20 protein-coding genes and 1 tRNA gene are annotated in these 25106 nt (G+C 72.9%); 3 read left to right on the top strand and 18 right to left on the bottom strand.

Features of this window, described 5'->3' with window-relative positions; genetic code table 11:
* Window positions 1-17: 17 nt before the first annotated feature.
* The 9 genes from rpmE to AB0D10_RS10385 form a co-directional block, all read right to left on the bottom strand.
* A complete protein-coding gene (rpmE, locus tag AB0D10_RS10425; RefSeq protein ID WP_030057539.1) occupies window positions 18-239 on the bottom strand; it encodes a 50S ribosomal protein L31 in 222 nt (73 codons plus the stop codon).
* A gap of 137 nt (window positions 240-376) precedes the next feature.
* A complete protein-coding gene (locus AB0D10_RS10420; RefSeq protein ID WP_360253985.1) occupies window positions 377-1501 on the bottom strand; it encodes an LCP family protein in 1125 nt (374 codons plus the stop codon).
* 140 nt (window positions 1502-1641) lie between these two features.
* A complete protein-coding gene (gene rho, locus AB0D10_RS10415) occupies window positions 1642-3768 on the bottom strand; it encodes a transcription termination factor Rho (protein ID WP_360253983.1) in 2127 nt (708 codons plus the stop codon).
* 566 nt (window positions 3769-4334) lie between these two features.
* A complete protein-coding gene (gene thrB, locus AB0D10_RS10410; RefSeq protein WP_360253981.1) occupies window positions 4335-5273 on the bottom strand; it encodes a homoserine kinase in 939 nt (312 codons plus the stop codon).
* A gap of 366 nt (window positions 5274-5639) precedes the next feature.
* Window positions 5640-6740 carry a threonine synthase gene (gene thrC / locus AB0D10_RS10405; RefSeq protein WP_360253979.1) on the bottom strand — a complete coding sequence of 367 codons (1101 nt, stop codon included), beginning with the start codon at window positions 6738-6740 and terminating at the stop codon, window positions 5640-5642.
* 9 nt (window positions 6741-6749) lie between these two features.
* On the bottom strand, window positions 6750-8042 hold the full coding sequence (locus AB0D10_RS10400) for a homoserine dehydrogenase (protein ID WP_360253977.1): 1293 nt from the start codon (window positions 8040-8042) through the stop codon (window positions 6750-6752).
* A 136-nt stretch (window positions 8043-8178) separates the two neighbouring features.
* Window positions 8179-9573, bottom strand: coding sequence for a diaminopimelate decarboxylase (gene lysA / locus AB0D10_RS10395; RefSeq protein ID WP_360253975.1), 1395 nt, complete (start codon window positions 9571-9573; stop codon window positions 8179-8181).
* Window positions 9574-9665: 92 nt separating this feature from the next.
* Entirely contained in the window at window positions 9666-11327 is a 1662-nt protein-coding gene (argS, locus tag AB0D10_RS10390; protein ID WP_360253973.1) for an arginine--tRNA ligase, read from the bottom strand.
* Window positions 11328-11421: 94 nt separating this feature from the next.
* On the bottom strand, window positions 11422-11898 hold the full coding sequence (locus AB0D10_RS10385; protein WP_360253971.1) for a response regulator: 477 nt from the start codon (window positions 11896-11898) through the stop codon (window positions 11422-11424).
* A 170-nt stretch (window positions 11899-12068) separates the two neighbouring features.
* Between AB0D10_RS10385 and AB0D10_RS10380 the strand changes: the two genes are divergently transcribed.
* A tRNA-Arg gene (locus AB0D10_RS10380) sits at window positions 12069-12140 on the top strand.
* Between the two features lie 156 nt (window positions 12141-12296).
* Here the strand turns inward: AB0D10_RS10380 and AB0D10_RS10375 are convergent.
* From AB0D10_RS10375 to AB0D10_RS10360, 4 genes are all read right to left on the bottom strand, one after another.
* Complete coding sequence (locus tag AB0D10_RS10375; protein ID WP_360253969.1) at window positions 12297-13298, bottom strand: trypsin-like peptidase domain-containing protein; 1002 nt, start codon at window positions 13296-13298, stop codon at window positions 12297-12299.
* Between the two features lie 136 nt (window positions 13299-13434).
* Window positions 13435-14355, bottom strand: coding sequence for a carbohydrate kinase family protein (locus tag AB0D10_RS10370; protein ID WP_360254201.1), 921 nt, complete (start codon window positions 14353-14355; stop codon window positions 13435-13437).
* A 159-nt stretch (window positions 14356-14514) separates the two neighbouring features.
* The gene (locus tag AB0D10_RS10365) at window positions 14515-16137 is read right to left on the bottom strand and encodes an MFS transporter (protein ID WP_360253967.1); all 1623 of its coding nucleotides are present in this window, start codon (window positions 16135-16137) and stop codon (window positions 14515-14517) included.
* Between the two features lie 179 nt (window positions 16138-16316).
* Window positions 16317-18023, bottom strand: a complete 1707-nt coding sequence (locus AB0D10_RS10360) for a DUF885 domain-containing protein (RefSeq protein WP_360253965.1) — start codon at window positions 18021-18023, stop codon at window positions 16317-16319.
* A gap of 139 nt (window positions 18024-18162) precedes the next feature.
* On the opposite strand from AB0D10_RS10360, the gene AB0D10_RS10355 reads away from it, so the two are divergent.
* Entirely contained in the window at window positions 18163-18918 is a 756-nt protein-coding gene (locus AB0D10_RS10355; RefSeq protein WP_360253963.1) for a TetR/AcrR family transcriptional regulator, read from the top strand.
* Between the two features lie 115 nt (window positions 18919-19033).
* Here AB0D10_RS10355 and AB0D10_RS10350 read toward each other — a convergent pair whose 3' ends face one another.
* Window positions 19034-19885 (bottom strand): fumarylacetoacetate hydrolase family protein, encoded by an 852-nt coding sequence (locus tag AB0D10_RS10350; protein ID WP_360253961.1) that lies wholly within the window; start codon window positions 19883-19885, stop codon window positions 19034-19036.
* Between the two features lie 292 nt (window positions 19886-20177).
* On the opposite strand from AB0D10_RS10350, the gene AB0D10_RS10345 reads away from it, so the two are divergent.
* The gene (locus tag AB0D10_RS10345; RefSeq protein WP_360253959.1) at window positions 20178-20876 is read left to right on the top strand and encodes an MBL fold metallo-hydrolase; all 699 of its coding nucleotides are present in this window, start codon (window positions 20178-20180) and stop codon (window positions 20874-20876) included.
* On the opposite strand, the gene AB0D10_RS10340 is transcribed toward AB0D10_RS10345, so the two are convergent.
* The 4 genes from AB0D10_RS10340 to AB0D10_RS10325 all read right to left on the bottom strand — a co-directional run bounded on the left by AB0D10_RS10340 (window position 20832) and on the right by AB0D10_RS10325 (window position 25074).
* The gene (locus tag AB0D10_RS10340) at window positions 20832-22052 is read right to left on the bottom strand and encodes a serine/threonine-protein kinase (RefSeq protein ID WP_360253957.1); all 1221 of its coding nucleotides are present in this window, start codon (window positions 22050-22052) and stop codon (window positions 20832-20834) included. The two genes, AB0D10_RS10345 and AB0D10_RS10340, sit on opposite strands and share 45 nt — an antisense overlap.
* Before the next feature lie 112 nt (window positions 22053-22164).
* Window positions 22165-23154, bottom strand: a complete 990-nt coding sequence (locus AB0D10_RS10335; protein WP_360253955.1) for an ABC transporter substrate-binding protein — start codon at window positions 23152-23154, stop codon at window positions 22165-22167.
* 115 nt (window positions 23155-23269) lie between these two features.
* Window positions 23270-24022, bottom strand: coding sequence for an amino acid ABC transporter ATP-binding protein (locus tag AB0D10_RS10330; RefSeq protein ID WP_360254199.1), 753 nt, complete (start codon window positions 24020-24022; stop codon window positions 23270-23272).
* A 38-nt stretch (window positions 24023-24060) separates the two neighbouring features.
* On the bottom strand, window positions 24061-25074 hold the full coding sequence (locus AB0D10_RS10325) for an amino acid ABC transporter permease (RefSeq protein ID WP_360253953.1): 1014 nt from the start codon (window positions 25072-25074) through the stop codon (window positions 24061-24063).
* Window positions 25075-25106 lie beyond the last annotated feature (32 nt).

The raw sequence follows: 25106 nt of genomic DNA, 5'->3' as shown, positions 1-25106 counted from the left end.
CCGGCGCCGAGGGAGCGCTAGGCCTTCGCGCTGTGCTGCTTGCCGAAGCGGGCCTCGAAGCGGGCCACGCGGCCACCGGTGTCGAGGATCTTCTGCTTGCCGGTGTAGAACGGGTGGCACTGCGAGCAGACCTCGGCGCGGATCTCGCCACTGGTCTCGGTCGAGCGGGTGGTGAACTCGGCGCCGCAGGTGCAGGTCACACGGGTGACCACGTACTCGGGGTGAACGTTGGGCTTCAAGGGGTTCTCCTAGGTTTCGGGAGGGCACCGGGTCGGCGGCTGGGGCGCCGCACGTGAACCGGGACCGACGGACCAGTCTGCCAGGACCGGCCGCATCTTCCCAAACCGGGTCGCGTTCCGGGATATTCCGGGCCTGCTCAGTGCGCCGCAGTGGCCTTGGCGGTCGCCCTCCCCGCGGGCCGTGCGGGGGCCGACGGAGCGGCTGCGGGGGCCGCCTGGGCGGGGTTCTCCGGCTGCGCGGTGACGACCGCCTGCGGGAACTCCCGGTCGGCCTTGAGGGCCGCCCAGAGCTGGTCGGCCTGCGGCTGCTGCTCGACCACCCGGTTCGGGTCGGCCGGGGCGGTCACCACCGGCAGGGTGACCATGGCCAGCCGGTCCGGCCCGATCCCCTTGAGTTCCTGGACGAGTCCCACCAGGGAGTTCACCGAGCCGAGCGCGGAGTCGGTGGTGATGCTCTTGGTCACGGTGTCGCCGAGCGACCACAGCTTGACCGGGTCGGTGAACAGTCCGGCCGCGCCGGCCTGCTGGAGCAGCGACTTCACCATCTGCTTCTGCAGCTCGATCCGGCCGAGGTCGCTGCCGTCACCGACGCCGTGCCGGGTGCGGACGAAGGCCAGCGCCTGCCGGCCGTCCAGGCGGTGCTGCCCGGGCGGCAGGTCGAGCCCGCTGTCCTTGTCGTGGATGGCCACCGTGGTGGTCACGGTGGCCCCGCCTATCGCGTCCACGACCCGGGCGAAGCCGGCGAAGTCGACCTGGAGGTAGTGGTCCATCCGCAGCCCGGTGAGCTGCTCGGTGGCCTTGACCGCGCAGGCCGCGCCGCCGCTCTCGAACGCGCTGTTGTACATCGCGCGCTTGGCGCCCGCGACGGTCCTGCCGTTCGCGTCGACGCAGTCGGGCCGGGCGACCAGGGTGTCGCGGGGTATCGAGACGATCTGCGCGCGCGAGTGGTCCTGGTTGACGTGCAGCACCATCGCGGTGTCCGAGCGGGCGGTGTCGCCGGTGTCCCCGCCGGCCAGGTCGCCGTTCTCGCCGTTGCGCGAGTCGGAGCCCAGGACGAGGACGTTGAACGAGCCGTCGGTGGCGGCCGGCGGCCGGGCGTCGCCGAGGCGGCCGTCGATGTCGACGCTCTTGATGTTGTCGTTGAGCTTCACGTACGCGTAGACGGCCGCGCCGGCGCCGAGGACGACGAGTGCGACGAACGCGCAGGCGGCCGTCCGCAGCACGGTGCGGCGGCGACTCGGGACACTCTTGTACTCGGCCATGTGGTCCAGAATAAATCGGACAACATGATCCAAAGACCTCGAATTGTCCCGACTCTGGAACAACCCGGGCACGAACACACGGAACCCCGGACCGCTCGCGCGATCCGGGGTTCCGTGCTTCGACAGCCGTCCGGCTACGGTCAGTCGCCGGAGCCGGGGGTGGTCTTGGCGATCTGCATCAGGAACTCGGCATTGCTCTTGGTCTGCTTCATCTTGTCCAGGAGCAGCTCGATCGCCTGCTGCGAGTCGAGCGCGTGCAGCACCCGGCGCAGCTTCCAGACGATGGCCAACTCCTCGCTGCCGAGCAGGATCTCCTCCTTGCGGGTGCTGGAGGCGTCCACGTCGACGGCCGGGAAGATGCGCTTGTCGGAGAGCTTGCGGTCGAGCTTGAGCTCCATGTTGCCGGTGCCCTTGAACTCCTCGAAGATCACCTCGTCCATGCGCGAGCCGGTCTCGACCAGCGCGGTGGCCAGGATGGTCAGCGAGCCGCCGTTCTCGATGTTGCGCGCGGCGCCGAAGAACTTCTTCGGCGGGTAGAGCGCGGTCGAGTCGACACCACCGGACAGGATGCGGCCGGAGGCCGGCGCCGCCAGGTTGTAGGCGCGGCCCAGGCGGGTGATCGAGTCCAGCAGGATGACCACGTCGTGGCCCAGCTCCACCAGGCGCTTGGCGCGCTCGATGGCCAGCTCGGCGACGGTGGTGTGGTCCTCGGCCGGGCGGTCGAAGGTCGAGGAGATGACCTCGCCCTTCACCGACCGCTGCATGTCGGTGACCTCTTCCGGACGCTCGTCGACCAGGACGACCATCAGGTGGCACTCGGGGTTGTTGTGGGTGATCGCGTTGGCGACCGCCTGCAGCACCATCGTCTTGCCGGTCTTCGGCGGCGCGACGATCAGACCGCGCTGGCCCTTGCCGATCGGCGACACGAGGTCGATGATCCGGGTGGTCAGCACGCCCGGGTCGGTCTCCAGGCGCAGCCGCTCCTGCGGGTAGAGCGGGGTGAGCTTGTTGAACTCGGGACGGCCGCGGCCGCTCTCCGGGTCCATGCCGTTGACGGAGTCCAGGCGCACCATCGCGTTGAACTTCTCGCGGCGCTCGCCGTCGCGCGGCTGGCGCACCGCACCGGTGATGGCGTCACCCTTGCGCAGGCCGTTCTTGCGGACCTGGGCGAGCGAGACGTAGACGTCGTTCTGGCCCGGCAGGTAGCCGGAGGTCCGCACGAACGCGTAGTTGTCGAGGATGTCGAGGATGCCCGCGACCGGGATCAGGACGTCGTCCTCGCCGATCGGCGTCTCGACGGGGCCGGCCTCGAAACCGTCGCGGCCACGACGGCCCCGGCGGTCACGGTAGCGGCCGCGACGGCCGCGGCGTCCCTCGCCGAACTCGTCGTCGTCGTAACCGCCCTGCTGGACCGGCGGCTGCTGGGTCTGCTGGCCCTGGCGGCCCTGCTGGTCGCCCTGGCCGGTGCCCTGCTGCTGGCCCTGCTGACCCTGCTGGCCCGGGCGGTCGGCGCGCTCGCGGCGGTTGCGGCGGTCGCGGCGCGACTCGCGGGAGTCGCCGTCCTGCGCCTCGCCGCCCTCCTGGCGGTCGGTGCGCTCGGTGCGCTCGGTGCGCTCGGTGCGCTCGCCGGTGTCACGGCGCTCGCGGCGCTCACGGCGGTCGCGACGGCTCTCGCGGCCGTCCTCGCGGCCCTCGAAGCCACGGGTCTCGGCCGGGCGGGCCTCAGCCTGCTTCGGCTCGGCGACCGCGACGGTGGCGTCGGCGGCGGCCTCGGCGGCCGGAGCGGCGGCCGGGGCCGTGGGGGCGCCGGCGGCCGAGGTCGCGCGGCGGCGGGTGCGCTCGGTGCGGGCCGGCGCGGAGGTCTCGGAGGCGGCCTGGACCGGGATCTCGATCTGGGCCTGCGGCTCGGCGGCGGCCTGGGCCTCGGCCTCCGCCTTGGCGGCGGCGGCCTTGGTGCGGCGGGCCGGCTTCTCGGCCGGGGCCTCGGCGTCCGCCTTGGCGGCGGCACGCTTGGCGGCCGGGGCGCCACCGGCGGCGAGCAGCGGGTCCCCGCCGCTCTTCTCCTTGATGGTCTCGATCAGCTGGCTCTTGCGCATGCGGCCGGTACCGGTGATGCCAAGGTCCGCGGCGAGCTTCTGCAGCTCGGCCAGGACCATGCCGTCCAGGCCCGCGGCGGCGCTGCGGCGGCGGCGGGCCGGGGCAGCGGGGGCTGCGTCCGGCGCGTCGGCGTCCGGGCGCGCGCCCATCAGATCGGTGGAGTCGCTCACTAAGGGTCCTTCCCTGGAGCGGACGTCGGCCTGTCTGGCTCGGCGACCGGTTGTGCTGTCCTGACCGACGCTCGACTGCGTCGGTCCGAGGCGGTGGTCCCTCGAATGGCGGGAGCCCGTCGAGGGAGAGCTGCGAGGTGCGGTGCTTGAAGCACGGTGGTGCTGAGTGGCGCGTGGGCCGGTCGTGTGTCGACCTCCCCTGAGGGCGTAACCCCCACGCTCCCTGCGAATCCCGGGCCCCCGTCGCGTGACGGTGGCCCGTGCTCCGCCCGTCCTGGCCTCAAGGTGGGAGGCCGCGGGTGGGAGTCAGGTGCCGTCACGGCTTCGGGATGCGGCCGCGTGTCGCGCAGGCAGGCTGCGTACGCGCTGCGGTGGGCTCCCGGAGAATCGTCGCCCCGTGCATCGCCGGGACTCCACGGCAGTGGAGTGCTGGGATCGGGACGCGGCGCACCGAGCCCCGGAGGGCACCTGGTGCAGCAATGAGGTTAACACTACCGACCCCCTCAGACATTCCCCAGCCTTGCGCTTGCCAATCGTGTCCGGCACGCCGGGCCCATCAGGGCTGCTCAGACGTCCAGCGGGAGCACGACGGCCCCGGCGCGGTCGACGTCCAGCCGGTGCGCGGCGAACGCCGGGTCGCCGCCGTGGCCGTGGTGCCCGGCGAAGGAGAGCACCTTGTCGGCACCCGCCTCGTCGGTGAGCGCCAGGACGGTCGGGCCGGCCCCGGAGATGACCGCGGGGACGCCCTCCGCGCGCAGCGCGCCGACCAGCGCGGCGCTGTCCGGCATGGCGGAGGCGCGGTAGTCCTGGTGCAGGCGGTCCTCGGTGGCGGCGAAGAGCAGTTCGGGGCGCCGGGTCAGCGCCTCGACCAGCAGCGCGGAGCGGCCGGCGTTGACCGCGGCGTCGGCCAGCGGCACGGTCCTCGGCAGCAGACCGCGGGCGGTCTCGGTGAGCACCTCGCCGGCCGGGACGAACACCACCGGGACGACCTGCTCGGCGGGCTCCAGGGCGACCGCCTTGGCGGACTCCTCGTCGGTCCAGGCGATGGTGAAGTTGCCGCGCAGGCAGGCCGCGACGTTGTCCGGGTGGCCCTCCAGCTCGGAGGCGAGGGCCAGCAGCGCGTCGTCGTCCAGCGCGGACGGACCGCCGATGGTGACCGCGCGCGCGGCCACGATGCCGGCGCAGATGGCGGCGGAGGAGGAACCGAGGCCCCGGCCGTGCGGTATCCGGTTGGCGCAGACGAGTTCGAGGCCGCGCGGCTGGCCGCCGAGCCGGTCGAAGGCGGCACGCATCGAGCGGACCAGCAGGTGGCGCTCGTCGCGCGGCAGCGTCTCGGCGCCCTCGCCCGCGATGTCGACGGAGAGACCGGAGTCGGCGACCCGGACGACCACGTCGTCGTAGAGACCCAGCGCGAGTCCGAAGGCGTCGAAGCCCGGACCGAGGTTGGCGCTGGTCGCGGGAACCCGGACCCGGACGGCGGCGGCACGGAACGCAGGACCGGCCATGCGGTGGACTCTCCTGGGGAAATCGGGCGGCGCGGAGCGCGTCGTCGTTGCGAAGGTGGGGGAAAGGGACGCGGGCCCTTTCGGGGCGGGCGGCCACAGTCGTCGGCGCGGCCCGGACGGCGCCGGGCCCGGGGCATGTGCCACACGGCCGAACCCAGAGTATCGAAGAGAGGTTCCCGAGCGGTACACCCCGTGGGCCTTCGATCTGGTGTGTTGCCGGTTCTGGCCGGAATGCGCACCCCTCCCCGTCAAAGAGCGGGCCGAAATCGGATCGGAATGCTCGGCGGAATTGACACAGAAGTGTCAGTGGAGAACTTCGACGGGCCTACCCCCGAAAGGGTCGGCCCGTCGAAGTGTCGGGCCCCGTTACCGGTCGAGCAGGCCGAGTTGCCGGGCCGCGGCCTCCGGGTCGACCGGGACGACCTGCGGCTGCGGCGCGCCGGCCACCGCCCAGTCCGGGTCCTTGAGGCCGTTGCCGGTCACGGTGCAGACGATCCGCTGGCCCGGGTCGACCAGACCGGCCTCCGCCTTGGCCAGCAGGCCGGCCACCGAGGCGGCCGAGGCGGGCTCCACGAAGACGCCCTCCTGCGAGGCCAACAGCCGGTAGGCGGAAAGGATCTGACGGTCCGTCACCTTGTCGATGAGGCCGCCGGACTCGTCCCGCGCGGCGAGCGCGAAGTCCCAGGAGGCCGGGTTGCCGATCCGGATCGCGGTGGCGATGGTCTGCGGCTTGAGCACCGGCGCACCGTCCACGATCGGGGCCGAGCCTGCGGCCTGGAAGCCCCACATCCGCGGGGTGCGCGAGGAGAGACCGTCCGCGGCGTACTCGCGGTAGCCCTTCCAGTACGCGGTGATGTTGCCCGCGTTGCCGACCGGCAGGACGTGGACGTCGGGGGCGTCGCCGAGCATGTCGACGATCTCGAAGGCCGCGGTCTTCTGACCCTCGATGCGCGCCGGGTTCACCGAGTTGACCAGGGCCACCGGATACTTCTCGGACAGTTCGCGCGCCAGGGTGAGGCAGTCGTCGAAGTTCCCGTCGACCTGCAGGATCCGGGCGCCGTGCACCAGCGCCTGGCCCATCTTGCCGAGGGCGATCTTGCCCTGCGGGACGAGCACCGCGGACACCATCCCGGCCCGCACCGCGTACGCGGCGGCGGAGGCCGAGGTGTTGCCGGTGGACGCGCAGATGACCGCCTGCGCACCCTCCTCCTTGGCCTTGGAGATGGCCATCGTCATCCCGCGGTCCTTGAAGGAGCCGGTCGGGTTGGCGCCCTCGACCTTGAGGTAGACCTCGCAGCCGGTGCGCTCGGAGAGCACCTGGGCGGGGACCAGGGGCGTGCCGCCCTCCAGCAGGGTGACCACCGGGGTGGCCGCGGTGACCGGCAGGCGGTCCCGGTACTCCTCGATCAGGCCGCGCCACTGGTGGGTGTGCGCGCCTCGGACGACGTTCTCGGCAACGGCGTTCATGGCTGTTCCTTATTCCCCTTCGACCCGCATGATGCTGGCCACGTCCCGCACACTGTCCAGCGCGCGGAGCTTGTCGACCGTCGCCGACAGCGCGGCGTCGGTGGCACGGTGGGTGACCACGACGAGCGAGGCGTCGCCGTCGCGGCCCTGCTGGCGCACGGTGTCGATGGAGACGCCGTGCTCGGCGAAGACGGAGGCCACCTGGGCGAGCACACCCGCGCGGTCGTCCACGTCCAGGCTGACGTGGTAGCGGGTGACCACCTCGTCCATCGGCTTGGCGGGCAGCTGGGTGTACACCGAGTCACCGGGACCGGTGGCCCCGGCCAGCTTGTTGCGGCAGACCGCGACCAGGTCGCCGAGCACCGCGGAGGCGGTCGGGGAGCCGCCCGCGCCCGGGCCGTAGAACATCAGCCGGCCGGCCGCCTCGGCCTCGACGAACACCGCGTTGTACGCCTCCCGGACCGAGGCCAGCGGGTGCGAGAGCGGGATCATCGCCGGGTGCACCCGGGCGGTGACGGACTCGCCGTCGGCCGCCCGCTCGCAGATCGCGAGCAGCTTGACCACGCAGCCCATCTCCTTCGCGGAGGCGATGTCCGCCGCCGTCACCTCGGTGATGCCCTCGCGGTAGACGTCGGCCGCGGTGACCTCGGTGTGGAAGGCGATGCCGGCCAGGATCGCGGCCTTGGCGGCGGCGTCGAAGCCCTCGACGTCGGCCGTCGGGTCGGCCTCGGCATAGCCCAGCGCGGTGGCCTCCTCCAGCGCCTCCGAGTAGCCGGCGCCGGTGGTGTCCATCTTGTCGAGGATGAAGTTGGTGGTGCCGTTGACGATGCCCAGCACCCGGTTCACCTTGTCGCCCGCGAGGGACTCGCGCAGCGGACGCAGCAGCGGGATCGCGCCGGCCACCGCAGCCTCGTAGTACAGGTCCACGCCGGCCCGGGCGGCCGCCGCGTGCAGCTCGGTGCCGTCCTTGGCGAGCAGCGCCTTGTTGGCGCTGACCACCGAGGCACCCTGCTCGAAGGCGGACAGGATCAGGGCTTTGGACGGCTCGATGCCGCCCACGACCTCGACCACCACGTCGATGTCGCCCCGGCCGACCAGGGCCTCGGCGTCGGTGGTGATCAGGTGCTCGGGAACGCCCGGGCGCACCCGACCGGCCCGGCGGACCGCGATCCCGGCCAGCTCCACCGGGGCGCCGATGCGAGCGGCGAGGTCGTCGGCCGTCGTCGTCATGATGCGCGCCACCTCGGAGCCCACCACACCACAACCCAGCAACGCCACCTTCAGCGGGCGCGTACGCATCATCCGACTCCGCTCTGCATTCATCTGCTTCGGTATTTCCGGCGGTTTTCCGGGGCCGCCGGGAACTTCGGTCCGTACCAGTCTCCGGGACTTTCCGTACGGATCTACGGTCGTTCCATGATCTGAGACAAGGATTTCGTCATCCGATATCGAGACGCAGGAGATCCTCCTCCGTCTCGCGCCGGACGATCACCCGCGCCGCACCGTCCTTGACGGCGAGCACGGGAGGCCTGAGGGCGTGGTTGTAGTTGCTCGCCATCGAGCGGCAGTAGGCGCCGGTGGCGGGCACCGCGACCAGGTCGCCGGGAGCCAGGTCGGCGGGCAGGAAGGCGTCCCGGACGACGATGTCACCGGACTCGCAGTGCTTGCCGACCACCCTGACCAGCATCGGCTCGGCGTCGCTCGTGCGCGACACCAGCGCCACCGAGTACTCGGCGTCGTACAGCGCGGTGCGGATGTTGTCCGACATGCCGCCGTCCACGCTGACGTAGGTGCGCAGGCCCTCCAGCGGCTTGACGGTGCCGACCTCGTACAGCGTGAACGCCGTCGGGCCGACGATCGCCCGGCCCGGCTCCACGCTCAGCCGGGGGGCGTCCAGGTTCTCGGCGGCGCACTCGCGGCGGACGATGTCGGCCAGCGCGGCCGCGATCTCGGCCGGCTCGCGCGGGTCGTCGTCGCTGGTGTACGCGATGCCGAGGCCGCCGCCGAGGTCGATCTCCGGCAGCTGGACCCCGTGCTCGTCGCGGATCCGCGCCAGCAGGCCGACCACCCGGCGGGCCGCCACCTCGAAGCCGGCCATGTCGAAGATCTGCGAGCCGATGTGCGAGTGGATGCCGCGCAGTTCCAGGCTGTCGCCGTGGGCCAGCACCCGGCGCACCGCCTCGGCGGCCGAACCGCCGGTGAGCGAGAGGCCGAACTTCTGGTCCTCGTGCGCGGTGGCGATGAACTCGTGGGTGTGCGCCTCGACGCCGACCGTGATCCGGATCAGCACCTGCTGGCGCACGCCATGGCGGGCGGCGATCGCGGCCAGCCGCTCGATCTCCTCGTAGGAGTCGACCACGATGTGCCCGACCCCGGTCTTCACCGCGTGTTCGAGCTCGTCCACCGACTTGTTGTTGCCGTGCAGCGCGATCCGCGCCGGCGGCATCCCGGCGGCCAGCGCGACGGCCAACTCACCCGCGCTGCACACGTCCAGGTTGAGGCCCTCCTCGTGCAGCCAGCGCACGACCGCCTTGGAGAGGAACGCCTTTCCGGCGTAGTAGACGTCCGCCCCGGTGCCGAAGGCGTCCCGCCAGGCGCGCGCCCGGGACCGGAAGTCCTCCTCGTCCAGCACGTACGCCGGGGTGCCGAACTCGGCCGCCAGCCGCTTGACGTCGATCCCGCCGACGGTGGCCACGCCCGCGGCGTCACGGGCGACGGTGCACGACCAGACCTTGGGGTCCAGCGCGTTCAGGTCGGCGGGCGGGGCCTGGTAGTGGCCCTCGGGCAGGACGTCGCCGTGGCGGGGGCCTGCGGGGTGTGCGGAACGACTCATGCTGGTGCGTCCTTCGGGGAGACCTATGGCGAGGGGCGGCGACGGTCCCCGTTGACCGTCAGCCGCCCCCGCTGTGCGCTTGGGGGTGGTTCCTACATCCGCTCGGGCGCCGTCACGCCCAGGAGCGTGAGACCGTTGGCGAGCACGGTGCGCGTCGCCTCGACCAGCCAGAGGCGGGCCCGGTGCGTGTCCGTGAGCTCCTCGTCGCCCTTGGGCAGGAACATGCAGTTCTCGTACAGGCGGTGGTACTTGCCCGCGAGCTTCTCCAGGTAGACGGCGACCCGGTGCGGCTCGCGCAGCTCGCCGGCCGCGGCCAGCACGCGCGGGAAGTCGGCGAGGTGGCCGAGCACGTCGGACTCCCACTCGGTGGCAAGCAGCTCGGGTTTGAACTGCTCGGCCGTGCCCTTGTCCACGCCCAGCTCGGCGGCCTTGCGCGCCACCCCGCACATCCGGGTGTGCGCGTACTGCACGTAGAAGACCGGGTTCTCGTTGGTCTGGCTGGTCAGGACGTTGATGTCCAGCGTGATCGTCGAGTCCGTGGAGGAGCGCGCCAGGGTGTAGCGGGCGGCGTCCACGCCGATCCACTCGACCACGTCGTCGATCGTGATGATGTTGCCCGCACGCTTGGACATGCGGACCTCTTCGCCGTCGCGAAGCATCTTCACGAACTGGCCGATCTTCACCTCGATGTTGTGGTTCATGTCGTCGCCGGCGCAGGCCGAGATGGCCTTGAGGCGGTTGACGTAGCCGTGGTGGTCGGCGCCCAGCATGTAGAGCGCGACCTCGGCGCCGCGGTCCCGCTTGGACAGGTAGTACGCGGCGTCGGCGGCGAAGTAGGTCTTGTCGCCGTCGGCCTTGACCAGGACGCGGTCCTTGTCGTCGCCGAAGTCGGTGGTGCGCAGGAAGACCGCGCCGTCCTGCTCGAAGACGTGGCCCTGCTCGCGCAGCCGGTCGATGGCCTTCTCGACGGCGCCGGAGTCGTGCAGCGTCTTCTCCGAGAACCACACGTCGAAGTGGGTGCCGAACTCGTCCATCGAGCGCTTGATCTCGGACACCATGAGCTTGAGGCCCTCGGTGCGGAAGACCTGCAGCTGCTCGTCCTCGGGCAGGTCGAGCACGCCGGGGACCGCGTCGGTGAGCGCCTTGGCGATGTCGACGATGTACTCGCCGACGTACCCGCCCTCGGGCACCTCGCGGCCGTTCGCGGCGGCCTGCAGCGAGGCGGCGAACTTGGTGATCTGCACACCGGCGTCGTTGAGGTAGTACTCGGTGGTGACGTCGGCGCCGGAGGCCCGCAGCACGCGCGCCAGCGAGTCGCCGACGGCGGCCCAGCGGACGCCGCCGATGTGGATCGGGCCGGTCGGGTTGGCGGAGACGAACTCCAGGTTGATCTTGAGGCCCTTGAGGGCGTCGTTGCGGCCGTAGGCCTCGCCCGCCTCGACGACGGTGCGCGCCAGCGCGCCCGCGGTGGCGGTGTCCAGGGTGATGTTGAGGAAGCCCGGACCGGCGATGTCGACCTTGGCGACGCCGGTGATCCCTCGCAGGCGCCCGGCCAGGACCTCGGCAACGGCTCGCGGCGGCTTGCCGGCCGCCTTGGCGAGCTGGAGGGCCACGTTGGTCGCGTAGTCGCCGTGGTCCCTGTTCTTGGGCCGCTCGACCGTCACGTGCTCGGGCACGGCGACGGCCAGCTCGCCCGCCTCGACGGCGGTGCTCACTGCGGCCTGGATTGCCTGGGAAAGGTCTGCGGGGGTCACGACGCCAAGCGTAGGCGAGACGGGGTACCCGCCCGCCACCCGGTTTACCGGTTGAGACGCCCGGAGGCCCCGACGCGCCGTCGGCTCCGGGGTCTCAGCCGCGATCGGTCCGATCTGTTCGCTCAGGGCGAAACGTTCGGGGCCGGCCGCCGAGCCGCCCGCCGGGCCGCCCGTCCGGCTCCCCGTCGGACCCCCCGCCGAGCCGCATCAGGCGCCGGACCAGGGCCACCAGATCGGCCGGGTCGAAGGGCTTGCCGAGGTAGCCGTCCACCCCGACCGTCTCCCCCAGGTCCAGGTCCGCCGGGGTGCAGGCGCTCACGATCGCGATCGGCAGCCGGCGGGTCTCCGGCGTCGCGCGCAACCGGGCCGCCGTCCGCAGGCCGTCCAGCCGCGGCATCATCACGTCCAGCGTCACCACGTCGGGCTTCACCCGGCGGATGACCTCCAGGCACTCGGCGCCGTCGGCGGCGGTCACCACCTCGAAGCCTTCGAGCTCCAGGTTGACCCTGATCAGCTGGCGGATCACCTCGCTGTCGTCCACCACGAGGACCCGCCCGGACACTCCCGACACCTCACCGAGGGTATCCGCGGCCCCGCCGCCCCGTCCGGCCTTTGGGCACTTCCGCTCCCCCTCCCCCGTCACCGCCCCGGCAGCCGTCCGGGAAAACCCGTGCACGGACCGCGGCCCGGGCCTGGTAGTGTTCTCCACGTCGGAAGCGCGAGCCACCGACAGGCCGACAGGCCCCCGTAGCTCAGGGGATAGAGCACCGCCCTCCGGAGGCGGGTGCGTAGGTTCGAATCCTACCGGGGGCACTTCGCAGCAAGTGCAACAGAGGCCCAGATCAGTGGAGTTGATCCACGGATCTGGGCCTTCGTCATGTCCCGGGCCCGCTGCGGTGGGCACCGGCCGGGCCCGCCCGGGCCCGCCCGGGCGACCCGCGGGCAGGCGGCCGGGCGGATCGGACCGGGTCAGGACGCGGCGGCCACGGCCTGGTTGTAGAGGGCCGCGATGGTGTGGTCGAAGTAGGCGCTGTACGAGACGTCGTCGCTGTCGCCGCCCTGCTGGTAACCGCCTATGGCACCGACCACGTCGCCGGTGGCGACATCGATCCACGGGCCGCCGCTGGTGCCGGACGGGTAGGTCGGGCAGTCGATGACCCGCTGGTAGCTGCTCTTCCGGTCGGTGCCGTTGGTGCAGAGGTTGGGCGTCTCGGAGTCCGCGGGGTAGCCGTAGAGCCGGACGGCCGCGTCGAACGGCTCGTCGGTGCCCAGGCGGTTGCCGCCGACCACGTCCTCGACCTTGCGGCCGTTGTTGGGGGCGGTCTCCAGGATCGCGAAGTCCTCGTCCGTGTCGCCCTTCTGCGACCAGCCGGTGGTGGTGTGGATCGCGGTCACCCGCCAGGTGCCGTACGGGGCCGAGCCGTCGCGGTAGCCGGGGGCGAAGGTGACGCCGTCCGTGCTGTCGAGGCAGTGCGCGGCGGTCAGCAGCAGGTTGCCGGTGGCGCTGTGCAGCACGCTGGCGGTGCAGAAGTGGTTGCCGGCCTCCACCTTGCCGCTGAACAGCGCGCCGACGGTGTCGGTTTCACGGACGTCGGCGGGGGCGGCGGCGGTGATGCCGCGGACGACGCCGCGGGTGTCGGGGGTGGCGGCCGCGGTGGCCGTCGGGGTGTCGGTGGCGGCGGGCGACGGGGCAGCGGGCGCGGACGCGGGCGCCGGCGGGTCGGTCGGGGTCGGGCTGTCGGCCGGCTCGGGATCGGCGACCGGCGCCGGCGCCGTGGCGGCGGCGGTCGGGGCGGGCGCGACCGCGGCGCGGGTGCTCCGCGCGGCCTTCCCCGCGGCCGCCGCGTCGGACAGGTCCAGCGTGTGCGTCCCGGTCACCACGACGGCCACCACGACGGCGGACAGCGCGGCGAACAGGGCCGGGGCCAACAGCCGTCGGCGGCGGGACCTCTGGCGGCTGTGCTGACCCATGCCTGACTCTCCTGCCGGGTTCGGTGGCGGTGTTCGGTCAACGACTATGACGCCTCCGGCTGGAAAGGTCGTTATCCGCGCCTTGGAGCTCGATGAGAAATCCGCCGCCCGGTGCTCACCCGGCACCGCCCCGCCGTCATCCCCCGTTCAGCACCGCGTCGAGCCCGGCCGACCCGATGAAGGCGGTGTGCGTCCCCGCGGCGGTGCAGGCGAACGCCCCGGCGGCCGAGCCGGCCCGGGCGCAGTCCAGCGGCGAACGCCCCCGGAACCAGGCGTACAGGAAGCCGGAGACGAAGGCGTCCCCGGCGCCGTTGGTGTCCACCACCGGGCGGCCGGGGTCGACCGCCGGAAGCCGGCGGAGCACGCCGTCCTCGCGGGTGAGCAGGTGGCAGCCCTCGGCGCCGGCGGTGGCGACGACCACCCGCGCCCGGCCCCCGGCGAGGACGGCGCGCATCACCTCCTCGTGCCGGCCGCGGCAGCCGGCCACCGAGAGGAAGACCAGGTCGGAGCCGAACGCGTAGTCGCGGTGGTGCGGGTCGGCGCCGTCCCAGTCGTGCAGGTCGGTGGAGGTGGTGCGGCCGAGCCGGTGCAGGTCGCCGTACATGTCCCGGTTGACGCCGGTGATGGAGAGGTGGACGTGCCGGCTGCGCTCGGCGTACGGGAGGTAGAAGTCCCGCGGCAGCCGCAGGTCGGCGGGGTGCCGGCCGTCGTAGAAGGAGAACCGGCGGCCGGCGGCGTCGACCAGGTTGACCCCGCGCGGGGTCCCGTGCGGGCTCACCAGGTGGGCGAGGCGCAGGCCGTGGCGCCGGTAGGCGGCGCGGACCAGGTCGCCCTGCGGGTCGTCACCGAGGAAGTCGAGCAGGACGGTGCGCAGGCCGAGGTGGTGGGCGCCGAGGGCGACGCCGTTTCCGGTGTGGCCGACGTAGTCGTGCACCGGTCTGACGGACTGCGAGTCGCCGGGCGGGATCTCCAGCCGCTCGACCCGGACGACGGTGTCCACACCGGCTCCGCCGACCACGAGCAGGTCGATCGCCGGCGCGGTGGTGGCGGACGGCACGGACCCGGCGGGCGCGGACCCGGGCGCGGGGCCGCCGGTCACGGCCTCGGTCTCGGACGGCACGGACTCGGGCAGCACGACGGCGCCTCCTTGATCCCTGGACGGTGGCCAGGAGTCAAGCAGGCGCCGAAGGTTGACTGCAAGACCTTGCTGCAATTTTCAATCGGTCGGTGGGCGCTCCGCCCTGGCCTCCGAGCGGACCTCGCCGCCCGCCCGGACGTTGGCCTTGACGTCGGCCATGGCCGCTTCCCGGGGGCTCGGTCGCCCGTCCGCGGTCCGTACGGCGGGGGCCGCCGCGGCCGCTTCGGCGCCGCCCTCGACGGAGGTGGCCTCACCGGGCGCCGGCCGGTGGTCGATCATCAGGAAGGCGACCAGCGCGGCCAGCAGCAGGATGCCCATCGCCACCCAGGTCGCGACCACGTAGCCGTGCACCGCGCCCTGGGCCTGGACCGCCGGGTCGGAGGCGATCCGGGTGGCCAGGAAGCTCGCGGTGGCACTGGCCGCGATGGTGTTCAGCAGCGCCGTACCGAAGGAACCGCCGACCTGCTGGGCCGAGTTGATGGTGGCCGAAGCCGCTCCGGCCTCGTTCCGGGCGACCCCGAGGGTGGCCAGGCTCATCGACGGCATGAACACCAGGCCCATGCCGAAGCCGAGCAGCAGTTCGGCGGGCAGCACCATGCCGGCCCACGGGCTGTCCACCTTCATCTGGGTCAGCCAGGCCATGCCGGCCCCGGCGAGCAGCAGTCCCGGTGCGATCAGGTTCCGCGACGGCACCCTGGTCATCAGGCGGGCCGCGATGCCCGTCGAGCTGATCACGATGGCGGCCGTCATGGGCAGGAAGGAGAGGCCGGAGACGATCGGCGAGAAGTGCTTGATGGCCTGCAGGTAGTACGTCAGGAACAGGAACAGGCCGAACATGCCGACCATGGCCAGGCCGACCGAGAGCGCGCCGCCGCCGCGGTTGCGGTCCGCGACGATGTGCACCGGCAGCAGCGGGTGCGCGGTGCGGCGCTCGACCAGGACGAACATCGCGAGCAGCGCCACGCCCAGGAACAGCGAGCCGAGCACCAGGGCGTCGGCCCAGCCCCGGGTCACGGCCTCGGAGGTGCCGAAGACGATCGCGAGCAGGCCGCCGCAGCCCAGCAGGGCCCCGGGCAGGTCCAGCCGGACCCGGCGCCCCTTGCCGACGTGGTCGCGCTGGAGCACGGAGACCGCAGCGAAGGCGGTGGCGATGGCGATCGGGGTGTTGACGAACAGGCACCAGCGCCAGTTCAGGTACTCGGTCAGCAGCCCGCCGGCGATGAATCCGATCGCGGCGCCGCCGCCGGCGATCGCGCCGAAGATGCCGAAGGCCGTGCTGCGCTCCTTCGGGTCGGAGAACGTGGTGGAGAGCAGCCCCAGCGCGGACGGGGCGAGCAGGGCGCCGAACGCGCCCTGGAGGGCACGGGCACCGAACAGCATCGTCGGGTCGACCGCCGCGCCGCCGAGGGCGGAGGCCAGCGCGAAGCCGAGCAGTCCGATGATGAAGACGCGCTTGCGGCCGAAGAGGTCGCCCAGCCGTCCGCCGAGCAGCAGCAGGCCGCCGAAGGCCAGCGTGTAGGCGGTGATCACCCACTGCCGGTCGGCGTCGGATATGCCCAGGTCCCGCTGGGCGGACGGCAGTGCGATGTTCACGATGGTGATGTCGAGGACGATCATGAGCTGGGCGACGGCGATGACGGCCAGCGCCCACCAGCGCCGGCTGTCCGCGTCCTCATGACCGGTGGCGGTTTGCACACTCACTGGTCGAGCCTTCCGGAGTGGGTCGGAGAGGTCACGCAGTCGCCTTCCAGCCAATACCCGGGCCCGACGAAAGGGCAAGGAAAAACCTTGCCAAATCGGACTTTTGGGACAAAAGAACCAGGGTCCTGGGACTACGGGACGAGTCCCCGGGACCCTGGTTCCGTCCCCTCGGCCAGGGCCTACAGCGCCGAGAGCTCGTCGACCAGGTCGTCCAGGCCCAGCGAGCCCTGCGAGAGCGCCGCCATGTGCCACGCCTTGAGGTCGAACTCCTCGCCGCGCGCCTCGTGCGCCGCTCGCGCCGCCGCCCGGCCGCGCAGCCAGGCCCGCTCGCCGAGCTTGTAGCCGATCGCCTGGCCGGGCATGCCCAGGTAGCGGACCAGCTCGCTGTCCAGGAAGTCGTCGGACAGGCCGCAGTACTGCCCGAAGAACTCGCGGGCGTGCTCCGGGCTGACCGGCTCGCCCGGCTTGTACGGCGAGTCGGCCGGGAAGTCCAGGCCCGCGTGCATGCCGATGTCGACGATGACCCGCAGCGCGCGCATCATCTGCGCGTTGAGGTAACCGAGGCGCTGGCCCGGGTCGGTGAGGTAGCCGAGCTCGTCCATCAGACGCTCGGCGTACAGCGCCCAGCCCTCCAGGTTGGCGCTGACCCCGCCGAGGCTCACCTGGTAGGTGGAGAGCCGGTCGGCGACGTAGTTCCACTGCGCGAGCTGCAGGTGGTGACCCGGGACGCCCTCGTGGTACCAGATCGACACCAGGTCCCAGAGCGGGAAGCGCTCCCGGCCGAGCAACGGCAGCCAGGTCCGCCCCGGGCGGTTGAAGTCCAGCGACGGCGGGGTGTAGTACGGCGCGGCGGCGCTGCCGGACGGGGCGATCATGGACTCGACCCGGGTGACCGGCTCGGCCAGGTCGAAGTGGATGCCCTGGAGGTCCCGGATCGCCTGGTCCATCAGGCCCTGCAGGTGCTCCCGGATGGCCTCGACGCCCTCGACGGCCGGGCCGTCGGTACCCAGCCAGGCCATCGCCGCCATCGGGTCGGAGCCGGGCAGGACCTTCTCGGCCTCGGCCCGCATCTGGGCGAGCAGGTCGTGGAACTCGGTCCAGGCCCAGGCGTACGCCTCGTCCAGGTCCAGGTCGGCGCCGGCCCAGTAGCGGACCCACCGGCGGTAGCGCTCGCGGCCCACCGCGTCCGGGGTGTCCGCGGCCGCCGGGCCGTAGACGTCGCGCAGCCACTCGCGCAGCGCCGCCAGCGCCTCGGAGGCGGCCACCGCGTACCCGGACAGCTCGGCGCGCAGACCCTCCGGCGCGTCCTGGACGAACTGCCCGAACCAGCCGCCGGGGACCTCCCCCTCCAGCCACTCGCCGATCTGCCCGACCACCGTGCTCACCTGGCGCGGGCCGGACAGCAGGCCCCGCTCGATGCCGGCGGCCAGCGTCTGCCGGTACTGCTCCAGCGCGACCGGGACCTTCGCCAGCCGGCGGCCGAGCACCTGCCACTCGGCCTCGGTGCCGGTGGCCATCAGCGTGAAGGACTCCCGCAGCTCGTGCACCGGGGAGGCCAGGTTGCGCACCGCGCGGAGGTCCTCCCCCGCGTCGTGGACGGCGAGCTCGGCGGTCAGCCGCTCGCGCAGCAGCCGGGCGCAGCGGCGCTCCGCCTCGTCCTCGGCGGCGCCGGCCCGTTCGGCCTCGTCGAGCTGCGCCAGGGTGCGGCGGCCGAGGTCGGCGATCGCCTCGCGGCCGGCCGGGGAGAGGTCGGGCAGCCGCTCGTCCTCGGGGTTGAGACCGAGGTAGACCGCGGTCAGCGGGTCGAGCTCGGCCAGGGCACGGACGTACCCGTCCGCGATGCGGCGGGGGGTGGTGCCGTCGGCGGTGATCAGTTCTTCAACCATTCGGACATCATTTCGTGGCGCAGCCCGTTTGCAACCCCCTGACCACCGGCGCCCGTCGGCCCTTTCCCGGGGTCGACGCGCGAAAATCCGTTCGGCGCGACAGGATCCGATCCGTCCGACGCCCATTACGCTGACCGCCATGGAAGCCCGCCCCACCCCGGCATCCGACCAGGTGCCCGCCCCGGCTGTACCCGACCTGCGCCCGCGCCGAACCGGCTACCGGCGACTGCCGGTCCAACAGCGGCGCGAGCAACTGATCGCGGTCGCCCTGGAGCTGTTCGCCTCCCGGCCGCCCGAGGAGGTGAGCCTGGACGACGTCGCCGAGGCCGCCGAGGCCTCCCGCCCGCTGGTCTACCGCTACTTCGCGGGCGGCAAGCAGCAGTTGTACGAGGCCGCGCTGCGCACCGCGGCCGACGAGCTGACCAGCCGCTTCGCCGTCCCGCTCGCCGGGACGCCGTCCGAACAGCTCTCGGCCGTGCTGGACGGCTACTTCGCCTTCGTGGCCGAGCACGACGCGGGCTACTCGGCGCTGCTGCGCGGCGGTTCGGTGGTGGAGACGGCCCGCACCTCGGCGATCGTCGACGACGTCCGGCGGGCGGCACTGCGGCGGACGCTGCGCCACCTGGGCGTGCGCGAGGCCGGGCCGCGGCTGACGCTGCTGGTGCGCTCGTGGATCGCGGTGGTCGAGGGCGCGTCGCTGAGCTGGCTGGACGAGGGACGCACGCTGCCGGTCTCCGAGCTGCGGGACTGGCTGGTGGACCAGTTCACCGCGATGGCGGCGGCGACGGCCCTGCACGATCCGCAGACGGCGGAGGTGCTGGCCGGGGTGCTCGCCCTGGAGGGGCCGCGGGCGGAACGGGCGGAGCGGCTGCGCGAGGTCCTGCACCGGCCGTGAGGCGGCCGGCGGGGGCGGTGCGGGCGGTGCTGCGACGACCGTGAGGCGGCCGGCGGGGGCGGTGCGGGCGGTCCCGCGGACCCGACCCCCGTGCCAAGGGTCGGGACGTCGCGGGTCACGCCTTGCCGAGCACCTGGCGCTGGCGGCCGAGGCCGTCGACCTCGATCTCGACGACGTCGCCCGGGGCGAGGAACGGCGTCCCGGGGCGACCCAGGGTGACCCCGGCCGGAGTGCCGGTGACGATCACGTCGCCCGGCTCCAGCACCATGAACCGACTGGCGTAGCGGACCAGTTCGAGCACCGGGAAGATCATCTCGGCGGTGCTGCCGTGCTGCCGTTGCTCGCCGTTGACCCAGAGCCGCAGCGTCAGGTCCTGCGGGTCCGCCACCTCGTCGGCGGTGACCAGCCAGGGCCCGAGCGGGGTGAAGGTCTCCGCCGACTTGCCCTTGTCCCACTGGCCGCCGCGCTCGAACTGGAAGGCCCGCTCGGTGACGTCGTTGGCGATCGTGTAGCCGGCGATCACCCCGGCGGCCTCGGCGTGCGAGTCCAGGTAGCGGGCGGTGCGCCCGATCACCACGGCCAGCTCGGCCTCGTAGTCGGTCTTCTCGCCGCCGCGCGGCACCAGCACCTCGTCGTACGGGCCGACCACCGTGGAGCTCGGCTTCAGGAAGATCACCGGCTCATCCGGGATCGCGGCCCCGGCCTCGGCCGCGTGGTCGCGGTAGTTGAGCCCGATGCCGACCACCTTGCCCGGCCGGGCCACCGGCGCACCCACCCGCTGCCCGTCCAGGTCCACCGTCGGCAGGACGCCGGCGGCGACCTCCCGGGCCAGTGCGGCCGGGTCGAGCCCGGCCAGGAAGGCCCCGTCGAGGTCGCGGGCCCGTCCGGACAGGTCGTACGCGGTGCCGTCCTCACCCAGGACGACCGGGCGCTCGGCGCCCGGGGGTCCGACGCGCAGGAGCTTCATCGATCCGTCACCAGCCTTTCGTCGCAGCTCACCGGGGCGGCACGGACACCGCTCCCGAGTCTGGCAACGAGGTATACCAACGGCCCGGGGCGGCGGGCCAGACCGTCCCGGTGGGCGAAATCCTCCCGGTTTCCGTCCCGGCCCGGGCCCCGGATCGGCGGCACGCACGGTTGACACCGGCCGGGACCCGCCCGCGCCGGGCGGGCGCGAGCCGCTCCGCCGTCGGCGAACGCCTGCACGCCCAGGGCGAACGCGGGCGTGCCGCGCCGGTGCGGGGCGCAGGATCCGGGACATGGAGATCACCCGGGTACGCGACGAGTTGCACATGATCACACTGGACTTCGGTGCCGCCTACCTCTGGCGGGACGACCACGGACTGACCCTGGTCGACACCGGCATCGCCGGCTCCGCCGACGACATCGAGAAGGGCATCCGCGCCGTCGGCTTGGATCCGGCCGCGCTGCGCCGGATCGTGCTCACCCACCACCACGAGGACCACACCGGCTCCGCCGCCGAGCTCGCCCGCCGCCGGGGCGCCGAGGTGGTGGCACACCGGCTGGAGGCGCCGGTGGTGCGGCGCGAGCAGCCGCCGGTACCACCGGTGCTCAGCCCCTTCGAGCAGCAGCTGTGGGACGGCCTGCCGCCGATCCCGCCCGCCGAGCCCTGCCCGGTGCACCGCGAGGTCGAGGACGGGGACGTGCTGGACACCGGCGGCGGCGCGGTGGTCCTGCACGTGCCCGGCCACACCGACGGCAGCATCGCGCTGCACCTGCCCGGGCCGGGCGTGCTGTTCACCGGGGACGTGGTGTCCAACGTCGGGGGGCAGACCCGGCCGGGGGTGTTCCACACCGACCCGGCCCGGGCCCTGGCCTCCTTCCACCGGCTGGCCGCACTGCCGGTGGGAACGGCCGTGTTCGGACACGGCGACCCCATCGCCGAGGGCGCCTCAGCCGCCCTGCGCACCGCCGCCGAGCAGCACCCGCAGGCTTAGCGCGCGCGGCCGGCCGGGGCCGAGCCGGGCGACCTCCCGCTGCCAGTGCGCGAGGTCGCGCCGCGCGTCGGCCCTGGTCTCCGGGGCGGCGCCCGACACCTGCGCCAGCTCGTCCAGCAGGGCGACCGCGGCGCCCGGGCTGCCGTCCCGGGCCAGCCAGAGGGCCAGGTCGTGGCAGGTGCGCAGGGTGCGCGGGTCGTCCGGGCCGCAGATCCGGGCGAAGTCGGGGACGAGGGCGGTGAGGATCTCCACCGCCTCGGCCGGCTCGTCCGCCGCGCCGTGCTGCCAGGCCCGGTCGGCCCGCCGGCGCAGCTGCTCCGGGCTGGGGTCGTCCGGCCGCAGCATCCCCGGCCGGACGGCGCGCAGCCGCTCCAGCACCTCGGCGGCCCCGGACGGCCGGTCCTCGGGCCGTTTGGCGAGCAGCCGGGCGACCAGCTCGGCCAGCGCCGGGTCCTTGCTGCGCACCCGCGGCGGGACCTCCTCCAGGTGCTTGTACATGTACTCGGCGGCCGAGGCGGCGCGGAACGGCCGTCCACCGGTGCAGACCTCGTACAGCATGACGCCGAGCGCGTAGAGGTCGGCGCGGCCGTCCACCGCGCCGCCGGACCAGCACTCGGGCGCGAGGTACGGGACGGTGCCGATCACGTTGCCGGTGGAGGTGAGCCGGACGGTCTGGGTGACCAGTCGCGCGATGCCGAAGTCCAGGACCTTGGCCCGCTCCCCCTCCCCCTCGTCGGTGACCATCACGTTCTCGGGCTTGATGTCCCGGTGGACGACGTCCGAGCGGTGCGCGGCGTCCAGCGCCTTGCAGACGTGCCGGATCCAGCGCAGCGCCTTCGCGTGGTCCGGCAAGCCCTCCTTGAGCACCTCGGACAGCGCCCGGCCGCGGACCAGCTCCATCACCAGGTAGGGGATGATCTTCCCGGAGCCGGCCGCGGTCCACCCGTAGTCGTACACGGTCACGATGTGCGGGTTGCTGAGGCTGCCGGCCGTCCTGGCCTCGCCGGCGAACCTGCTGACCGCCTCCCGGTCGGTGGCGTGCTCGGCGAGCAGCACCTTCACCGCGACCTCCCGGGGGATGGTCGTGTCGGTCGCCCGCCAGACCACGCCGAAGCCGCCCCTGCCCAGCCGCTCCTCCAGCCGGTACCGGCCGCCGAGCACCTCGCCCTTCTCCATGCCCTCCCCCAACTCGACCGCGCCCGCCCGGCGTTCGCCGTCGGAGGGGTCACCATAGCGGCGGGCGGGGACGAACGGGTGAACGGAACCGGGTGGGTGTGCCGGGAGGCCGCTACGGCTTCGGCTTGGGCAGGCCGGGCGGGTTGGTCTCGGAGGACCGCACGGCCTCGCCGTCCAGGCCCCAGCGCTTGAGCACCTGCCCGTAGGTGCCGTTCCTGATCGCCTCGTCGATCGCCGCGCCGAGTGCCTTGACCAGGCCGTTGTCCTTCTTCGTGGTCGCCGCGATCTTGCCGATGACATCGGCGCCGCCGCCGGAGTAGGTGCCGACGACCTCGGTCTCGCCGGTCTGCACCGCGTGGAAGGCCAGGCTGGGGTTGGGGCCGGTGTAGACCTCGATCCGGCCGGAGGACAGCGCCAGGTAGTAGTCGGTGCCCTGGAAGTACTTGATGTCGATCGGCTTGCGGCCGGCCCGGACGTTCTCCTCGCTCCAGGCGACCAGCAGCTTCTCCTGGTTGGTGCCGGTGGCGACGCCGACCGACCTGCCCGCGAGGTCCGCGGCGCCGGCGACCTTGAGGCCGCTGCCCTTCCTCGCCTCGAAGCCCAGGACGTCCAGCCGGTACGTGGCGAAGTCGTACTTCTCCTTGCGCGCCTCGGTGACCGTGATGTTGGACAGGCCCACGTCGTACTTGCCGCTGTCCAGGCCGACGAAGATGTTCTCCCAGGACACCGGGTTGAACTCGACCCTGAGGCCGAGCACTCCGCCGATCAGGGTGGCGATGTCCGGCTCGACGCCGATGACGGTCCTGTCGTCGTTGGCGTAGAAGTCCAGCGGCGGGGTGGTGCCGATCGAGTCGACGACGGTCAGCGTCCCCTTCTTCCTGATCTCCTCCGGGACGAGCGCGGCGATCGCGTCGACCTTCGGCGTCGTCACCCGGTTCTGGTTCGGCGACAGGTTCACCACCGTGCCGTCGGGCGCGGTGCTGCCCCTGGCCGGGGCGAGTTCCGCCGCGGCACCCGTGGCGCCGCTGCCGCAGCCGGCCAGGACGAGGGCGGCGGCGAGTACGGCGGCCGAGGTCACCAGGGCGCGGCGGGGTAGGGACATGGCGGAACTCCTGCTCGGTGAAGGGGACTTGAAGGGGGCGCGGGAAAGGGGCGCGGCACGGGGGCGCGGGAAAGGGGGATGCGGAGAGGGAGGGACGTGCGGCAGGGCGGCGCGTTCAGAGCACCTTGGCGAGGAAGGCCCGGGTCCGGTCGTGCCGGGGCCGGTCCAGCACCTCGGCGGGCGGGCCCTGCTCGACGACCACGCCGCCGTCCATGAAGACCACGGTGTCGGCGACCTCGCGGGCGAACCCGATCTCGTGGGTGACCACGATCATCGTGGTGCCGCTGCGGGCCAGGTCCTTGATGACGTCCAGCACCTCGCCGACCAGCTCCGGGTCGAGCGCCGAGGTCGGCTCGTCGAACAGCAGCACCTTCGGCTCCAGTGCCAGCGCCCGGGCGATCGCCACCCGCTGCTGCTGCCCGCCGGACAGCTGCCGGGGGTAGGCGGCGGCCTTGTCGGCCAGCCCGACCCGCTCCAGCAGCGCCGACGCCGTCGCCCTGGCCTCGGCCCGGGGCCGGCGCAGCGCGGAGACCGGCGCCTCGACCAGGTTCTCCAGCACGGTGAGGTGCGGGAACAGGTTGAAGTTCTGGAACACGAAGCCGATGCCGGTGCGCTGGCGCAGCACCTCGCGTTCCTTGAGCTCGTACAGCTTGTCCCCGGAGCGCCGGTAGCCGATCAGCTCGCCGTCGATCGCGACGTGGCCGCGGTCCAGCTTCTCCAGGTGGTTGATCGCCCGCAGCAGGGTGGACTTGCCGGAGCCGGACGGACCGAGCACCACGGTCACCGAGCCGGCCGGGACGTCCAGGTCGACCCCGCGCAGCACCTCCAGCCGGCCGAAGCTCTTGTGCAGGCCGCGGACCTGCACCATCGGGGCGGCGTCGGTCGGTCCGGTCTTCGTCAGGGTGGTCACGGCTGTCCTCCGGAGGTGCGAGCGACGGGCGAGGTGCGGGCGACGGGCGAGGTGCGGGCCGGCAGGCTCCGGACGAGGGCCCGGACGCGCTGCAGCGGGGTGGGCGGCGGGGTGCGCCGCGCGCCGCGGGCGAAGTGGCGTTCGACGTAGTACTGGCCGATCGACAGCACGGTGGTGAGCACCACGTACCAGACGGTGGCGACCATCAGCAGCGGCACCACCCGGCCGGTCCGGCCGTAGATGACCTGGGTCTGGTAGAAGAGCTCGCCGATGGCCATCACGTAGACCACCGACGTGCCCTTGAGCAGCGAGATGACCTCGTTGGCGGCGGCCGGCAGGATGCCCCGCATGGCCTGCGGCAGCACGATCCGCCAGACCTGCCGCCGGCGCGGGATGCCGAGGGCGGCGGCGGCCTCCCGCTGGCCGGCGTCCACCGCGATGACGCCGCCGCGGATGATCTCGGCGGCGAACGCGGCCTGGTGCAGTCCGAGGCCGAGCACCGCGGCCCCGAGCGCGCCGAGCACACCGACGGTCTCGAAGTCGGCGAAGGTCGGGCCGAAGGGGATGCCGAACCCGAACCGCTTGTAGAGGTAGGAGAGGTTGAACCAGAACACCAGCTGGACGATCAGCGGGATCGAGCGGAACACCCAGACGTAAGCCCAGGCGATGGCCCGCAGGATCGCGCTGCGGGACAGCCGCATCGCGGCCACCCCGGCGCCCAGCAGGAAGCCCAGCACCGTTCCGTAGGCGGTGAGTTCGAGGGTCCGGCCGATCGCCTGGAGGATGGTGTCGGCGGTGAAGTAGACCCGGAAGGTGGCCCAGTCCCAGCCGGGGTTGGTGGCCAGGCCGTGGGTGAACTGGGCGAGGACGACCAGGGCGACGGCCCCGGCCGCCCAGCGCCAGGGGTGCCGGGCGGGGACGGTCGGCAGGCCCTCCAAGGCGTCGAGGTCGACGGCGGCCGCGGTTCTGCGGCGGGCCGGGGGCGCGGGGGTCTCGGTGGTGACGGTCATCGGAGGCTCCTTGGGCCTGTGAGCGGAGGACC

The sequence above is a fragment of the Kitasatospora sp. NPDC048545 genome, from assembly GCF_040651155.1.
Lineage (GTDB): Bacteria > Actinomycetota > Actinomycetes > Streptomycetales > Streptomycetaceae > Kitasatospora.
The sequence above is the reverse complement of the archived record's forward strand: the minus strand, read 5'-3'. Positions and strand labels throughout refer to the sequence as shown.